This window comes from Bacillus sp. LR_5 (assembly GCF_042709275.1).
In genome coordinates this window covers 1-16,380 of the sequence record NZ_JAVAXX010000140.1, presented here as the reverse complement: position 1 = coordinate 16,380, position 16,380 = coordinate 1, and the positions used below count along the sequence as shown (strand labels likewise).

Here is a 16,380-nt window from a genome sequence, read left to right as displayed (position 1 = left end):
ACAGGTTTTAATCTACGGACAAATGGTCACAAGAAAACAGCAAGGCACTGAGACCATTCTGGAGTCTCTTGTAAAAGAGGGCTATACAGGAACAAAACTCATTGAGGCATTTAAGCAAAAAATATAAAAATGAGGGACATGGTCCCCCGAAACCAGTACAGAAGCGACGAGTAGTTATAATAGACATTTTGAATCAATATGTTCTACATTAAAAAAGCTGCCGTTTTAGAACGGCAGCTTTTATTTTCATGCTTTCACTCTTGCATATTTAATTTGTATGGCCAAAAGAATCGACTAATTCCCCTTTAACAACGAGGCGCCCTTCGGTTTCGGCCGCCTTGTCACATGTGACTAACGTAATCTCCTTTTCGTTTGTCTCCTCAATCACATCTGCATCCATTTCCGACATGATTTTTTTGGATGTCACAGAATAAATATAGTCTTTTTTAAAATCAGTGATGACAATTTGAGCACCTGTTTTTATGTTTTCAAGAGGTCCGAACAGAAGACTCTTTTGCTTCAAATGATGGCCAGCCAACGGATAATTTCCCTCGCCCATTTTCTGATCGGGGCGCATTGTTGCCGCCCCGATCAGAAGGTTTTCGTTGGTTGTGCCTTTTACGATCGGAAGCTCCAGATTGACACTTTTAATCGTTATCCGCCCGATAACCGCTTTTTGATCGTGATTAAAGCCAGCCTTTATGGCATCCACCAACTCAGGCGGCTCGATTGAATCAAATTCAAATTCCGCTTCTTTCTCATTATTTCTTTTCAGCTGCTCCATAGTTAAGGCCGACTCACTCTGGCTTTTGCTAAGATAGGCTATGATTCCTCCTTTCAACAGAGGAGAACAGATAAGCAGCAGTCCTAAAAGAATGAACATCGTAATGATCATTTTCTTGTACATGCAAAAAAATTCCTTTCTTATGCTTCACTAAATGAGCTGTGTCACTTTTAAAAAAGCACCTGATCAATTCTTCAATGATCAGGTGCTTTCATATTTATCCCTTTCTTTGCTTCTTTCTTGAGGCAACAGCTAAGCCTCCGCCTGTCATTAGCAGCAGGATACCGATCATTACCGTCAATGTGCTGTCCGCATCTCCGGTTTTTGGAAGGGATTTGTCTGTTTTCGAATCACCATCTGTGCCACTGGTTTTCGAATGATGTCCATCTCCATTCACATTTCCATCCGGTATAGGTTTGTCAGGTTTGTCAGGCGTTGGTGCTTTCACTTTTTGATTAGAAACAACGAGCTCAACAGCTTTTGGCTGTCCTTTTTCTATTGTGAATTCAATTGGTGTTTCATCCAGTTTGTAACCTTCTGGTGCCTTTGTTTCAATAAATTGATAGCTTCCTGGCGCAAGGCCTTTTACTGTGAACTGCCCCTTTTTATCCGTTTTCCAGAGTTCAGGCAGCTCTTTGCCATAGCCGTCAGTTTTTACAGGCTTGCCGCTTGCGTCCAATAACTTGAATTCAGCGCCCTCCAAAACTGTAGTTTTATCATCTTGATCCACTTTCGTCACATTCACGTCACCTGGTGTCAATATGTTCTCTGCGGTGATTTCAACTGGTTTCGTGTCTGTGTTGGTGATCTTGAACGATATAGGTGTTTGGTCTAAATGATACTCCTTAGGCGCTTTTGTTTCGACAAACTGATATTCGCCGGCTTTGAGGCCATGAACCGTGAGCTGTCCTTTGTCATCAGTTGTCAAGCCAGATTTCAGTACTTTGCCTTTGGCGTCTGTCAGATTGAACTCCGCGCCTTGAAGAACTTTATTTTTATCATGCTGATCCACTTTCGTGAGAACAACAAGGTTCTTGGTATTAACCGCTGTTACTTTCACTTGTTCAGGTTTGCCGCTGTATTCACCCTTAATGGTGAATGACACTGGGCTTTCGGATAAAAGATATCCATCTGGCGCCTGTTTTTCAACAAATTGATAGCTTCCCGGCGCTAACCCGTCAACTTCAATTTTGCCGCCTTCTTTTGAAACGAGATCGTCTCTCACTGTTTTTCCATTGCTGTCAGTGATTTTGAATACTGCGCCGGCTAAGCCTTTTCCATCTTGGTCTTGCTTCGTCAGCTGAACCGAGCCTTTATCGTTCACGACGATCCCTGCATCTGCAGATTCTGGTTTTCCTGCTGCTGATTCAGAAATGGTAAACTCTATTTTCTCCGTATTTAACACATAGCCAGATGGCGCTTTCGTTTCAATAAAGGCGTAGCGGCCCGGTGCAAGGTCCGAAGCCTTAACTTTTCCGTCTTTATCCGAAGTCAGCTTTTCTTGAACCGTATTTCCTTCCTGGTCGACAATGTTGAAAACTGCACCTTCCAGTTTCTGGCCTTCAGTATTTTCCTTCGTCAACTCAACAGAGCCTTTATAGTTGATAGCGGTCCCGGCATCCACTGGTTCCGGCTTTCCTGCTGCGGAATCAGAAATCGTAAACTCTATTTTCTCCGTGTTTAACACATAGCCGGATGGCGCTTTCGTTTCAACAAAAGCATAGTGTCCCGGTGCAAGGCCTGAAGCTGCGACTCTCCCGTTTTCATCTGAGGTCAGCCCCTCTTGGACCGTATTTCCTTCCTTGTCAATAATCCTAAAGACGGCTCCTTCAAGCTTTTGGCCATCAGCATCTTCCTTCGTCAGCTGAACCGAGCCTTTATCGTTAACGGCAATTCCGGCATCTGCGGCTTCAGGCTTTCCTGCTGCAGATTCTGAGATGGTAAATTCTTTTTTCGTTGTATTCAGCACATAGCCGGATGGCGCTTTTGTTTCCACAAAGGCGTAACGGCCCGGCGCAAGGCCCGAAGCTTCAACTTTTCCGTCTTTATCCGAAGTCAGCTTTTCTTTAACGATATTTCCATCTTGATCGACAATGTTGAATACTGCGCCTTCAAGTTTCTGGCCTTCAGCATTTTCCTTCGTTAGAGAGACTTTCCCTTGGTAATTGGTCATTGCTCCTAAATTGACATCAGACACTTGATTCTTTTCATTCTTTGCGATTGAGAAGTGAATCGCTTTTGTATTCACGATAAAGCCTGCAGGAGCTTGTGTTTCTGTCAAGCGGTAGTAGCCCGCCGGCAAACCGTTCATTTCCACTTTTCCGTTTTTATCGGATTTTATATCTGTTCGTATGAGAGTATAGGTGCCGTCATTTGATTTTTTCTCCAGCTTGAAAACAGCACCCGCCAAAGGATTGTTTTGTTCGTCTTGTTTGATAAGCGTCACCTTGTTCTGTTGATTTACGACTTTGTACAGTGCCCCTGTCTTGGAGGAATTGCTGTCTATCTTAACAGAGACTCCTTTTGCATAAGCATCGCTGATGGTATATCCGTCAGGCGCTTTTATCTCTTTTAATACGTAGGAACCGTAGCGAATATTTCCGAATGTAAGCTTCCCGCCGGCATCCGTCGTGCCAGTGCGGAGGAGCTGTTTGGAATCCTCAGACCATAACTGGAATTCTGCTCCTTCAAGAGCTTTATCGTCCTCTCCAGTCTTAAAAATCGTCAGGCTTCCTTTATCTCCGGATCCGGAACCGTCACCGCTTGAAATGGCAACAAAGATCGAGCTGCTGTTTTCCTGAGTCTGCTCCTTCACATTTGTTCCCGAAATGGACACTTTATTTTTAACGTGGCCATTCGTGCCGGCTATGTTAATCAGAGACCGGTATTTGATCACATAGGCGCGGTCAATTTGCTTATAGCTGCCTATGAATTTCAGGACAAACGATTGTTCACCTGTTGTATTGTCAGTTTTGATGTCTAACGTGTAGTCTTTGTCTTTTTGAAGCTCGACATCTCCCGCAGTCAGATTTCCGCTGCTGTCTTTGACCACTCCGTTTTCATCATATTTTACTTGATAAACTTTAAAAGAATCCGCATCTAGGATTTGATTTTCATCCGGCGTATCAGTAACCTTTACGTCATCCAGCGTTGATTGGCTGGAGTTGACATTGATGTTCCAATCGATGTAGCTTCCATTTTGTTTGCCGCCTTTGAAAACCAGACTTCCTCCGTTCGTAACTGAAACAGAGCCCGTCAACGTGCGGTCTGCATAACCGTCATTATGGTAGGTCGCTTTGTTTGTGTACTGATTCTGATCAATGACCTTTCCTTTGAGCGATGTCTTAAACTCGATCAAGTATGGCACAGAATCGCCCGTTTTAAGGTGTACCGTCAGAGTGCGTTCATTTTTTTCTGAAGGCTCTTCGACCTCATACTTTGAAGGGTCAAGCGCGTCTCCTTCTGTGATGGAGCCGTTTTTATTGATCGTATAGCTCTTTACCACAACGGAACCCGGCACAAATTGCTGAGGATCTGTTATGGCATCTTTTATATAAGGATTTTTTGTGGGTTCGCCATTATAATTGATGCCGATTTTCCACGTGATTTCCTTTGAAACTGCGTTGTATGATCCGTTTTTGAATCCATTGTTTGTCGTCTGATGATTCGGCGTAAAACCGCTTGATACCTTATTCGTGCGCTCATTGCCGTATTGATCAGTCCATGTCGACTGAGCTGTATTCTTAACGCTTTCGTTAGAATAATCGGCATTGAATGTTGTCGTATACGTGATCTTAAATTGACTGTCTGTTTTCGCGTAATCCCCGATCAATGCCAAATTAAAGCCTTTATGTTCAGGCTTTTTTGTCAACGTGTAGTCTTTGTCTTTCTGCAACGTTTTGTTGTTCGTTGTGTCTTGAATTTTGAACGAGTCATCAATTAGAACCAATCCGCCGCTTTCGAATTGATCATCCAGCGTCCAATTGTTCATCTCATAGTTGTTTTTATTAACTGTAATCGTCCAATCAACCGTCTTCTTCTCGTAATCAACATTTGAATACCCTTTGATAAGGTTCTGTTGAATGGCTATTCCAGAAGCTTCTTTTGAATCCCCTGTTCCGGTCACCACGCTGTTGGTGTATGTTGTCGATTTATCAATGATCACTCCGCTGTTGACCTTTGTTTGATATGTGATTTTGTAAGCGCTAGTAATGGTTTTATTAAATTTGACTTCAAATCCGCTTCCATTATCGATCAGCGTATAGTCCTCGCCTTCTTTTAAAGGCGTTCCCGCTTGCTCACTGCCGTTCTGTCCAAAGGTAATAGGAATAACCCTCAAAGAGTCTTTCACGAGGTGCAAATCGCCAGTTCCAAAAGAATCTTTAATGCTGGCCTTGGATTGGTCGATCTGTTTCTCGCCGTAGTTGTATGAAAGAGCCCAGCTGAATGTTTGAGATTCTCCATTATAGCCGGTCGATGATTTTGCGATCATTTTTCCATATTTGGCTGCAACAGTGGCTTCGGCAGAAATGGGTTCCAGATTGTCTCCACTGAATGCTGCCTTGTTCGTCAGCGTCACATTTCCGCCCTCGCTCGGCTTTGCACTATTGTCAATGTCGGTTTCGTACACAAGGCGGTAGGCTGAATCAATTGTCCCGTTAAATGTGACATTTCCTTTTGAATCAACGCTATAGCCAGAAGAAACTTCATTTCCTCTGCTTACAGAACCATCAATGTTCACATTGAGTTCATACACTTTAACTGAACGGTAGATTAAGCCGTCCGGGAGGCTTTCTGTGAGTTTAGCATTCTTGACTTGATCTAATTTTTTATTGACATCGACCGTCCATGTTACTTTACCGGGGTTGATGCCTTTATCCAGTGCACCTGATTTATCAATGGTTTTACTCACATTTGGTTTAAAATAAACCGTTGTTTCAGGAGTATCGGAATTCACAGGGAATGGAATCTTTTGTGTTGTCGATCCCGTTATTTTTTTCTCGTTGAACTGCGTATTGATAACCAATGTGCCTTTGACATTAGAAGTTTCTTTTACCTCTCCGTTAAATGTCATCACCACATGTCCGTTCGTATCAATAGAAAATGTCCCGAATGTGGTGACTCCGGCGCTTAATGGCAGGTTCACAATGTCATTATGCATAATAAATTCTTTAGGCAAATCAAATTCATACGTATCGCCGGCATTGATTGTTTTTCCTAAATCGTCAGGAATGGCCCAATCAATTGAAATTTTCACCGGAGAATTCGTATCGGCGCGATTGCCCTTGTCATATGGTTTTCCGTTTTCGTCCGTCAATGTCACGCCGGTTAAAATAGTTTGCGTGATTTGTTTTTCTTCAGTGTGCAAGCTTTTGAAAGCTGATTGACTTGAGGATGACACTTTATTTGAATCATCACTCTTAGAGGAATCGCTGCTCTTAGAGTCGGCTGATGGCTGTTGTTCTTCCTCTTTTTGCTCCTTGCTGACTGAAGGTGCAGATTTGTCATCTGTCCCTTCCTGATCACCCGCAGTTTCAGAAGAGTCGTTTTTCGGCTCTTCCGTCTCGGCATCTGGTGTCTCATCTTTCTTAACAGGGATGATCACCTGCTGGGTTTTGCCTCCCCCTAGTTGAAAAAGGGCTGCTACTGTATGCTCATCGTCTTTTACATCTGCAGTAAACGTGGCTGACAGTGTAATGGCTCCCTTGGCATCAGGAGAGTCCGCGGATGCAGTTGTTAATTTTACCGTCATGGTGCTGCCGCCCGCCGGCACTTGATAGCTGCCGATGACTTGGTCAGCAGATTTGATCTCACCTTCTGCACCTTTATCAAATGTAAAGCTTTTAGGTATCTCCACATTGATATCTTGTTCGCTTTCTGCGTCTTTATCTTTTTTTAATGACCATTCATATGTCAGTGTCACTTCATCCCCCGGCGTTAATGCCGGTTCATTTCCTTTTGACCCGTCAACAATCTTGTCATTGCCCTCCTTGACCGTCACCGAATCGAAGAATTGGCTGTCACTTGACGTTACGTCAACAGCCTGTGCTGTAAGAGTATAGCTTGCGATCTGGCTGAAGAAGAAAAAGATGGCCAGGCTTATGATCATAACGATTCGCCCGCTTTTTTTCAGCCCTAAGGGAAAACTCCTTGTTCTCAACTTTTCATTCCTCCCTTTCATATCTATTTTTTCACTTGCCGATTGATCCGCGAGACCATAAAGTCATGTCTCATCCCCCAAAAATAACTGCTAATGCCGAATGAGTTTAAAAACTAAGAATTGCCATCCGAACCAAACTACATTGTATGAAATGGAACTATACAAATTCTGTACAACTAAAAAATGAAATGAGTTGGAGATTAGAAGTTTCAAGCGGAGACATATGGAGAGGGCCTTCCCTTTAAATGACTTGTACAAAAAAACCAGTGTGCATCGATAGGCAATCGACACACACTGGTTTGGATAAGTTTTTTTGCTTCTTCAATTAATCTGATCTTTCATTTGTTTGTAACGCTGATATTCTTTTATTGCCTCTTCTACCTTCCCGTTTTTGTTAAATAGCTGCAGCTTGTATTGCATAATTTTATGATCGCAAGGCTCAATTTTCTCGGCCTGCAGGCAAATATCCATTGCTTGATGATCGTTCATTTCCCGAATGAGGAAATCGATCAGTTCATAAGCCTTTCCAAGCCAAAGCTGGGCGAGACGCGTCTTTTCCGGTTCTGCCCACAAATAGCCGTACTCTAACAGGTAATGACTTTGATAGGCCATGAAAATATCCATGTGCAGATGTAATGTAGCTGTATTGAGCGGAGGAGCCTCTTTTAGTGACTTTTCCCATTCGGCAACATCGATTTTTGCGCCTGAAAGCCGAAGAATATATCCTGTATCGGTCTTCTCGATTGTTTGGCTGAACGGGATCTGGCTGAGTAATTTTCGTATCTGATAAATGGTTGAGTAGAGCTGGGTGCTTGCTTTTGACACATCGTAATTAGGCCAAAAAAGATCGATTAACATGTCTTTACTGACCACGCGGCCTAGGTTATGAAGTAAAAATGAGTATATTTCGCGTGCTTTCGACGTTCTCCACTTGACTGGAATATTTGTTTTGACACCCTTTAAGGTTTGATAAAACTGCAGGTTTCCAAAACATTGGATAGAAAAATGCGCCTCGGTATTTTCTGCAGATGCTCTGAGCATGTTATTCGTTCTAATTCGTTCAACAGTTGTCTCGAGCCGCTTGTAATTTACAGGCTTCAGCAAATAATCAATGGCATTCAGCTCAAACGCTTTGATAGCGAACTCATTATAGGCGGTGATGAAAACGACTTGGATGTTTTCATTCATCGATTGAATCGCTTCAGCAAGCTCAATACCGTTAACCCCCGGCATTTCAATATCAAGAAACACTGCATCTACAGCAGGAATCTCTGGGTGCTCCAGAACTTCAATCGGATCTTGATACGCCATAATAGATTGAAATGCGTTTGTCCGTTCAAGCATATTTTTAAAGTGAAGCAATGCCAGGTGCTCATCATCAACAATTAACGCTTTCACAAAACATCACACCCTATAAATAAAATCGAGATAACAGTAAATAACTTCTATTATATCATGCCAAATTGTCCCTTTATCTGGATTCTTTTTCTTTCTATCTATAGTTTTTGAAAGTTTGCACTTACAATATTTATAAAAATAGGAATTTAGAAAGATCCTATTATAAAGGAGCATTGATATGAAAGAAAAATTCATTTTCACTTCGATTATTTTCGGTTATGCTGCATTCTTTATGGCTTTTATAGCCATTGACCATTTTTCTGGTTCAACACTTCCTGCTGCAAAGCATGGGATCATGGACTTGGAAAACTGGGATTTTCAGAAGGATGGAAATGTACAGCTGAATGGAAAGTGGACATTATATCCCAATCAGCTGCTGTCGCCAAAAGAGATCGCTTCAGCAAAAGGAAAAGATCCCCTCTTCGTTGATGTCCCCAGTAATGTGAAGCTGGCCAAGCAGGGTATTAACGTAGATTACGGAACGTACAAGCTGACGATCAGATCAAAGCAAGACAATCAGGTTTTCGGGATCAGCACGTCGTTTATTTACAGTGCAAATCGCATCTATTTTAATGGCCAATTAATAGGACAAAGCGGCAGCCCTTCAAATAAACCTGATTTTACAGCGCAAAACAGACCGTATACGAGCTTTTTTACGCTTCACAAGGGTGACAATGAACTTGTGGTACAATTTTCAAACTTCGGAAAAACGCCGGGTTGGGGAATCGCAAAGCCGATTACTTTTGGAACGCAGGATAACATATTGCGAGAGAACAAAATTTCCTTTCTTAATGATTCAATCATGATTACGGCTTTTTTCATTACCGGATTGTATTTTCTGGGCTTTTTCCTGCAAAGAAAAAAAGATAAACATTTGTTGTTTTTTTCTGTTATGTGTCTTCTGTTTTCGTTCATTATTCTGATGATCGGAAAAGAGCGGATTATATTTCTCCTCAATCCGTCAATTTCATTTTCATTGCTAAATTCAATGAGGGCAATCTCTACAGTGTTTGTCAGCATTGCAGTTTTTCTCTATCTCTATTTTGCTTACCGGAAGATTGTTTCAAAGCGTTTTATTCTCATAGCCACTGTTTCTTCCGGGCTGGTCTTGATCACAGATTTTTTAACCGTGGGTTTTATCGGCCATGCCTCATACATATTACATTCTGTGCTAGCCGTTTCGACCCTGGTTTATATTACATATATTTTTACGATTGCAGCGATCCGCAAAATGGAAGGTAGCCTGTATCTTACAATCGCTTCTATATCAATGAGTGCTTTTGTCATTTTAACGACCATCTCCGCTTACAGCGGAAAAACAGCTTTTTCCTTTAATTCGATCTATTCATTGCCCACAGTTATCGCCTTGCTGGCGATCGTTCTTTTGATGGCACAGCAATTTGCCGGCGCTTTCCGCGAAAATGAAGTGCTGTCATGGAAATTGCTCAGAATCGACCGGCTAAAGGATGAGTTTATTGCCAAAACATCGCATGAATTCAAAACGCCGCTGAACAGCATTATTAATATATGCCAGACGCTGCTGGCCGGCAAAGGAAAAAGAACGATAGAAGAAGAGAAAGAAAATATGCAGCTTGTCATCCGCATGGGCTACAGGCTGTCCAATCTGGTGAATGACATCTTGGATTTAGAAAAAATAAAACAAGGCATGCTTCAGATTCACCCGGTTCCTGTTGATATTTACACTTTAATCAGTTCGGAAATGAATTTTTATCATCTTTTGTCCAGGCATAAAAACTTGAACATTATGAACCATATTCCACCCGGCCTTCCTTTGGTACTCGCAGATGAAAACCGCTTTCGGCAAATTGTAACCAATCTAGTAGACAATGCAATCAAGTATACAGCGGAGGGCCGAATCACACTTTCTGCTTCAAAACTGAACGATAACATGATCAAGGTGACAGTAACAGATACCGGAAGCGGCATCTCAGAAACCGATCGCCAAACCATCTTTGAGTCTTTTCAGCAAGCCGAAACGAATAAAGACGACGGAGCCGGTCTTGGTCTAAGCATTGTCAAACAGCTGGTTGAGCTCCAGAACGGAGACATTTGGGTCGAATCGGAAGAGGGAAAAGGTTCGGTATTCCATTTCACATTGCCAATTGCTCAAAATGAATCTGTGCCTGAAACAAAGAAGGGTCTTTCTGATTTACAATCCGAGATAAATATGTCAGATATCTCTTTGAGCACGCCTTATTACTCTGAGAAAATTGACGCTCCAACCATTCTGATTGTCGATGATAACCTTGACAGTTTAAAAATTTTAAGCGATATGCTTGAAGGTGTACCCTACAATGTAATTGCTGCAAAAAACGGAAAGGAAGCATTAGAAGTCATCTCTTGCACGAAGCTTGATTTGGTTATTTTGGACTTGATGATGCCGGATATGTCGGGTTTTGAAGTCTGTACGAAAATTCGTGAACGATTCAGCTTGGTTGATCTCCCCGTTCTGATCATTACAGCAGCCATTATCGGCCATGACAAATACAAGGCTTTTCATGCCGGAGCGAATGACATTTTGCAAAAACCTTATCATTACTCTGAATTTATGGCGCGTATCAAAAACCTGATTATGATGAAACATACAGCAAATCAAGCCACAAGAATGGAAATGGCATTTCTCCAATCGCAAATCAAACCTCATTTTCTTTACAATGTATTAAACACGATCATTTCTCTCAGCCATTTGGATATTGAAAAAGCGCGGGAGGTAACAGAGGAATTTACCAACTATTTAAGAATGAGTTTTGATTTCCAAAATACATCTGCCATCAGTTCATTCAAACATGAGCTTTCTATTATCAGTTCCTATCTTTCCATAGAAAAGACACGCTTCGGCGATCGGCTGGACATCCTTTTTGATATAGAAGAAGACATTGACTTTATCCTTCCTCCTTTAATGATTCAGCCCTTGGTGGAAAATGCCGTTCTTCACGGCGTCAGCAAGAAAAGAGGCGGAGGATGGGTCAAGCTGACAGCTAAAAAACAAAGCGAGAATGAGTATTACATCAAAGTAGAAGATAACGGTGCCGGCATAGCTCCGGAAAAACGAGAAGATCTCTTATCTGCGGATTTCGATCGCAGCGTCGGATTGAAAAATATCAACCAGCGGCTGAAACATTTTTGCGGAAGTGAATTGAAGATTAGCAGCACTCCGGATGCCGGCACCTCTGTTTCAATGCTCATTCATCTCGCTGTAACAACAGAAAGCCCCGCGGCATTAAGTGAAAGGAATTGAAAATAAAAAAAGACTGCCGTTTCAAAACGGCAGTCTTTTTATTCCGGCGACTTTGTTTGCTGCTTTAGCAGATCTCTGATTTCCTTCAGCAGCTCCTCTTGCGCATCCGGCGCTTCCTCCGCCGCCTCTTCTTCTGCTTCTTTTTTGCGCCTTAACCCATTCAAAATCCGAATCACAATAAATATGGAAAACGATATGATTAAGAAGTTCACAATTGTCTGTATAAAGCTGCCGTACTTCACCACAGCATCGCCAAACGTAAACGATAAACCTGAAAAATCAAGCCCTCCTAGCAGCAAGCCGACTAAAGGCATGATGATATCATTGACTAGAGATGTGACGATCTTCCCGAACGCGCCGCCTATTACAACACCAATCGCGAGGTCAACGATGTTCCCGCGCATGGCAAAAGCCTTAAATTCATTCCACATACAATCACCTGCTTTTCTCATGTTTTGAAAGAAAAAAGACAAATGTGCCGCTGCCCATCTGCCTTTTTTCATTTATTCTCCGAGGGCAAAAGTCAGTTCGACTTCGCAAACGACTTCGCCATCAACTGTGGCAACGCCTTTTCCGCGTCCGATTGTGCCGCGCGCACGAATGATTTCAACCTCAAGGTGAAGCTGATCACCAGGCTTGACTTGTTTTTTAAACCGGCAATTATCAATACCCGCAAAGAACGCCAGTCTGCCGCGATTTTCTTCTTTAATCAGCATCGCAACGGCTCCGACTTGAGCAAGCGCTTCTACGATTAATACGCCGGGCATTACCGGATACTGAGGAAAATGCCCGTTAAAGAACTCTTCATTTGCGGTTACATTTTTATAGCCTTTTGCCCGTTTGCCCTCTTCAACTTCCGTAATCCGGTCTACAAGCAAAAACGGATAACGGTGAGGAATAATTTCTTTAATTTGCTGAGTATCAAGCATTCTCTTGACATCTCCTTCATCTGCATTAGTATGTATAGCAATCATTAAAGATCCAATCTGTACATTTGAAAAGTATATTATGAATTAATCTCTTTTTCAACCGCGCTAAAATGTAACCAACTGTCAATGAGAGCCGTCAAAAGTTATGATATGATAATTATAGATTTTACCAATAGCAAAGAGGTAGGAAAATGATTTCGAAGTTTATTGAAAAAAGGATGCAAAACATGTTAGACGAGTGGTATTCCGCAATGAGCAAACGCAAAATGAATCACGTTTGCACACTGAAAGAGAAAATCGACCAGCACCTTCCGAAGATCAAAAAGAACTCAAAACTTTGGATGCGTTATCAATTGTTTCAGGCCCGCCATCAGCTGCTTTTTGAAAACCAGAACGGACTTGATTCATTATTCGATGATCTATACGGCCTGGAAGACAAAATGGATGATGAATTGAAATATTATCTGTATTTTTTCTCAGGATTATATGAAATGGTAAAAACAGCTCCGAAACATGCAGTGAATCATTTTAAAAAAGCTGAACAGTACCTGGCCGCCATTCAAAACACGTTTGAAGCCGCTGATTTATATTATCAAACCGCTGGCGCCTATTACTTGATGAAATCACCGCCGCTTTCCATCCAATACGTCAAAAAAGCATTACACATCTATTTACACCAATTCGGCTATATAAAAAAGGTGATCACCTGCAAGCTTTTGCTCGCCGTTAATTATATTGATCAAGAACGCTATGAAAAAGCTGAACAGCTTTTTAAAGAAATCATTAGGAAAACCCAGCAATTACATGACGAAAACCTGCTTTGCCACGCTTATTATAACCTTGGCTTTTTAAAAGCAACCGAAAAAAAAGACCAGGAAGCGCTTCTTTACTTTAAAAAAGTATTAAGGAATCAAGAATTTGAAACGAATTCTCCCGTCTCGTATCTGCACTGTGTGTACGAATCTGTCAGAGCGCTTTTTAAAACAGGAAAGGTCACAGAAGCGAAAGCCGTCCTGCAAAAAGGGAAAGAATTATCTGAAAAGGTAGACATTCAAACCATTTATCTAAAATTAAAAACGCTCGAAGCGCTCTACACATCAGTTGAAGACCCCTATGATCAGCTGCTCGAATATGTGCTTGAATTAGAAAAAATTGAAGCGTGGGTGGATTTAGAGGTGCTTTTAGAAGATATCACGGAATACTACAAAAAAAAGGACGATTTCGAAAAAGCCGCTTTTTTTATCCTGCGCGGCTGATTGAAAACGCCCATTTCTTATTATCTGACTGAATTGATTATACCGAGCATTTGATCTCCCATTGTAATCGTTCTGCTGTTCAGCTGATATGAACGCTGGGACGTGATCAAATCTGTCATTTGTTCTGAAATATCGACATTGGACATCTCAAGCGAGCCCTGCTCTATGCCGATGTTTTGTCTATTAGCGCCATTCAGCTCTTCAAAAGCTGCCGCATTATCAATAGAGAACAGGTTATTTTCTTCCGATTTCAGCTCTTGAGGGTTATTCACTTGGACAACTCCGAGATTAAACCGCTGGACCGCGTTTCCGTCAGATGCGGTTAACGTGCCGTTTTTATTGATGGTGATATTCTTCATTGAGCTGTCGATGTTCACTGTATTGCCGTTTTCATCAAGCACCGGATTCCCATTTCCAGTAACGAGCTGAAGCTGGTTGGCATTTGCAGCTGAAGGCGTTACATACAGCGCTCCGTCCCTCGTGTACTGGCGGTTTCCATTCACGTTAACCTGAAGATATTGGTATGGAGACGTAAACGCGATATCCAGATCGCGATCCGTCTTCTGAATGCTTCCTTGATCAGATACAAGGCGTGAATTCATCATCGCTCCGACGCCAAGGCGCAAGCCGGGCGGCGTTTTTCGGGCTTTTGCCACTTCCTCATTTTTTTCATCAACCTGATCGAATTGCTGTCTGACTAGCTCAGAAAAATTCGTATCTTTTGCCTTATAGCCGGTTGTGTTGCTGTTTGAAAGGTTGCTGCTGATTGTGTCAATCTGCTGCTGCAGCTGGTTTAAGGTTGTTGATGCCGTTAGCATTGACCTGAGCATAGTTGATGTCCCCCGTTTTTTCTTCCGTTATCTTAGATTTTTCCGATTTCATTGGCTGCTTTATCCATACTTTTATCGTAAGCCTGAATAACCTTCTGATTGGCCTCAAACGATCTGTACGCTTCAGTCATTTCTGTATAAGCACTTGTCACATCCACGTTTGAAAGCTCCGAGACGCCTTGTTTTAATGAATAGGATACCTGGTTATTGCCGGCTGCGCTTGGCAGATCATTGCCGTCTGCCGTGCTGTACAGATCATTTCCGTCCCTTTTCAGATTGCGGACATCCTCCGCCATTCTGACATCAATCTGGCCAGCTGTCCGTCCGTTCGTTGTCACAGTACCGTTTTCAGACACAGTGAAGTTCTCATTATCAACAGTAATCGGCTGGCTATCCGTCGATAAAATAGGACGCCCGTTGATCGTCAGCTGATTATTCTCATTTAGTGAAAAAGTGCTGCTTTTTGAATAACGGATTCCGTCCGCTGTCTGAACCGGGTAAAAAAGAGCCGCGTTTTCATTGGTTTCCGTATTAACCGGAACTTGATTTTCGACCAATGTGATGTCTGTAGGCTGATCTGTGGACTTCAAGCTCCCCTGTGTGAAAAGGGGCTTAAGCTCCTGCATATACACACCGGTATTCACGGAACCGATTTCCGTCCTTGATGTTCCGGCCGGAGATTTTGATTCTATTCTGCTGAGCAGCATCTCAGGGAACGCGCGCATAGAGCCTTGATCAGCTTTATATCCGGATGTATTTGCATTTGCAATATTATTTGAAAGCATTTCCGTTCTTCGCTGCTGGGCAATCATTGCGGATGTTGCTGTATATAATCCTTTTAACAAGTTTCCCACCTCTAAAATGGCATTTTTTCCAGTTGTCATATAGGAACATTCGTTCTATAATAGAATTCAGTATTTTACCCTATTATCGGCATTTCTCATCAATTCGTGAAGAGTTTTCATAAAAAAACCCCATTCTTTTTCAGAATGAGGTTTAAGTGATCAGCTTAGTTTGCGTTTAGGAAGCTTGTCCATATTATCAAGCATGACACCTGTGCCGACTGCTACACAATCCATTGGATTTTCAGCAACAAGCACCGGAACCTTCAGCTCTTCAGCAAGCAGCTGGTCGAGGCCATTTAAGAGCGCTCCGCCGCCGGTAATGATAACGCCGCGGTCAATGATATCAGCAGAAAGCTCAGGCGGTGTTCTTTCAAGCACTTGTTTCGCCGCCTGCACAATAACAGCTACAGATTCGCGAAGGGCTTCTTCTACTTCTTTGCTGTTTACTGTAATTGTTCTAGGAAGACCGGAAACCATGTCCCGTCCGCGAATGGAAATTTCCTCTTGACGTGCGTCTGGGAAAACTGTTGCGACTTTAATCTTAATATCTTCCGCAGTACGTTCGCCGATCAGCAGCTTGTACTCGCGTTTGATGTAATTTAAGATTTCCATGTCAAACTTGTCCCCAGCCATTTTAATAGAAGAGGAGGTGACAATATCGCCCATTGAGATAACCGCGATATCCGTCGTCCCGCCTCCGATGTCTACAACCATGTTACCGCTTGGCTGGAATATTTCCATACCCGCGCCGATAGCGGCAACTTTAGGTTCTTCTTCAAGGTACACATGTTTACCGCCGCTTTTTTCTGCGGCTTCTTTGATTGCTTTTTGCTCAACGGATGTAATATTCGTCGGGCAGCAAATGAGCATGCGCGGTTTTGAGAACAAGCCTTTTACATTCAGCTTGTTAATAAAATGC

At 42.4% G+C, this 16,380-nt stretch carries 11 protein-coding genes and 1 pseudogene; 4 read left to right on the top strand and 8 right to left on the bottom strand.

What is annotated here, in order from left to right:
- The coding region (locus RAC86_RS22940) for a YwpF family protein (protein WP_377886055.1) at positions 1-127 on the top strand (127 nt) is incomplete at its 5' end.
- A 141-nt stretch (positions 128-268) separates the two neighbouring features.
- On the opposite strand, the gene RAC86_RS22935 is transcribed toward RAC86_RS22940, so the two are convergent.
- From RAC86_RS22935 to RAC86_RS22925, 3 genes are all read right to left on the bottom strand, one after another.
- Positions 269-907: a class A sortase gene (locus RAC86_RS22935; RefSeq protein ID WP_193427796.1), complete on the bottom strand. Its 639-nt coding sequence runs from the start codon at positions 905-907 to the stop codon at positions 269-271.
- Positions 908-1,001: 94 nt separating this feature from the next.
- Positions 1,002-6,944, bottom strand: a complete 5,943-nt coding sequence (locus RAC86_RS22930; protein WP_072565395.1) for a SpaA isopeptide-forming pilin-related protein — start codon at positions 6,942-6,944, stop codon at positions 1,002-1,004.
- A 321-nt stretch (positions 6,945-7,265) separates the two neighbouring features.
- Complete coding sequence (locus tag RAC86_RS22925; protein WP_061186464.1) at positions 7,266-8,342, bottom strand: response regulator; 1,077 nt, start codon at positions 8,340-8,342, stop codon at positions 7,266-7,268.
- A 178-nt stretch (positions 8,343-8,520) separates the two neighbouring features.
- Between RAC86_RS22925 and RAC86_RS22920 the strand changes: the two are divergent.
- Positions 8,521-10,410 (top strand): annotated as a pseudogene (locus RAC86_RS22920) (sensor histidine kinase); the annotation flags it as partial.
- 120 nt (positions 10,411-10,530) lie between these two features.
- Positions 10,531-11,601, top strand: a complete 1,071-nt coding sequence (locus tag RAC86_RS22915; protein ID WP_313897412.1) for a response regulator — start codon at positions 10,531-10,533, stop codon at positions 11,599-11,601.
- Between the two features lie 38 nt (positions 11,602-11,639).
- Here RAC86_RS22915 and mscL read toward each other — a convergent pair whose 3' ends face one another.
- Together mscL and fabZ are read right to left on the bottom strand one after the other, a co-directional pair.
- On the bottom strand, positions 11,640-12,032 hold the full coding sequence (gene mscL, locus RAC86_RS22910) for a large conductance mechanosensitive channel protein MscL (RefSeq protein ID WP_014115454.1): 393 nt from the start codon (positions 12,030-12,032) through the stop codon (positions 11,640-11,642).
- 72 nt (positions 12,033-12,104) lie between these two features.
- Positions 12,105-12,530, bottom strand: coding sequence for a 3-hydroxyacyl-ACP dehydratase FabZ (gene fabZ, locus RAC86_RS22905; RefSeq protein WP_003221796.1), 426 nt, complete (start codon positions 12,528-12,530; stop codon positions 12,105-12,107).
- Between the two features lie 191 nt (positions 12,531-12,721).
- Between fabZ and rapD the strand changes: the two genes are divergently transcribed.
- Positions 12,722-13,786 (top strand): aspartate phosphatase RapD, encoded by a 1,065-nt coding sequence (rapD, locus tag RAC86_RS22900; RefSeq protein WP_072181870.1) that lies wholly within the window; start codon positions 12,722-12,724, stop codon positions 13,784-13,786.
- Between the two features lie 20 nt (positions 13,787-13,806).
- On the opposite strand, the gene flhP is transcribed toward rapD, so the two are convergent.
- The 3 genes from flhP to mbl form a co-directional block, all read right to left on the bottom strand.
- On the bottom strand, positions 13,807-14,616 hold the full coding sequence (flhP, locus tag RAC86_RS22895; protein WP_072565397.1) for a flagellar hook-basal body complex protein FlhP: 810 nt from the start codon (positions 14,614-14,616) through the stop codon (positions 13,807-13,809).
- Positions 14,617-14,648: 32 nt separating this feature from the next.
- A complete protein-coding gene (gene flhO, locus RAC86_RS22890) occupies positions 14,649-15,461 on the bottom strand; it encodes a flagellar hook-basal body complex protein FlhO (RefSeq protein WP_014115457.1) in 813 nt (270 codons plus the stop codon).
- Between the two features lie 159 nt (positions 15,462-15,620).
- Positions 15,621-16,380, bottom strand: a 760-nt coding sequence (gene mbl, locus RAC86_RS22885) for a cell shape-determining protein Mbl (RefSeq protein ID WP_377886054.1), incomplete at its 5' end; no start/stop codon positions are given.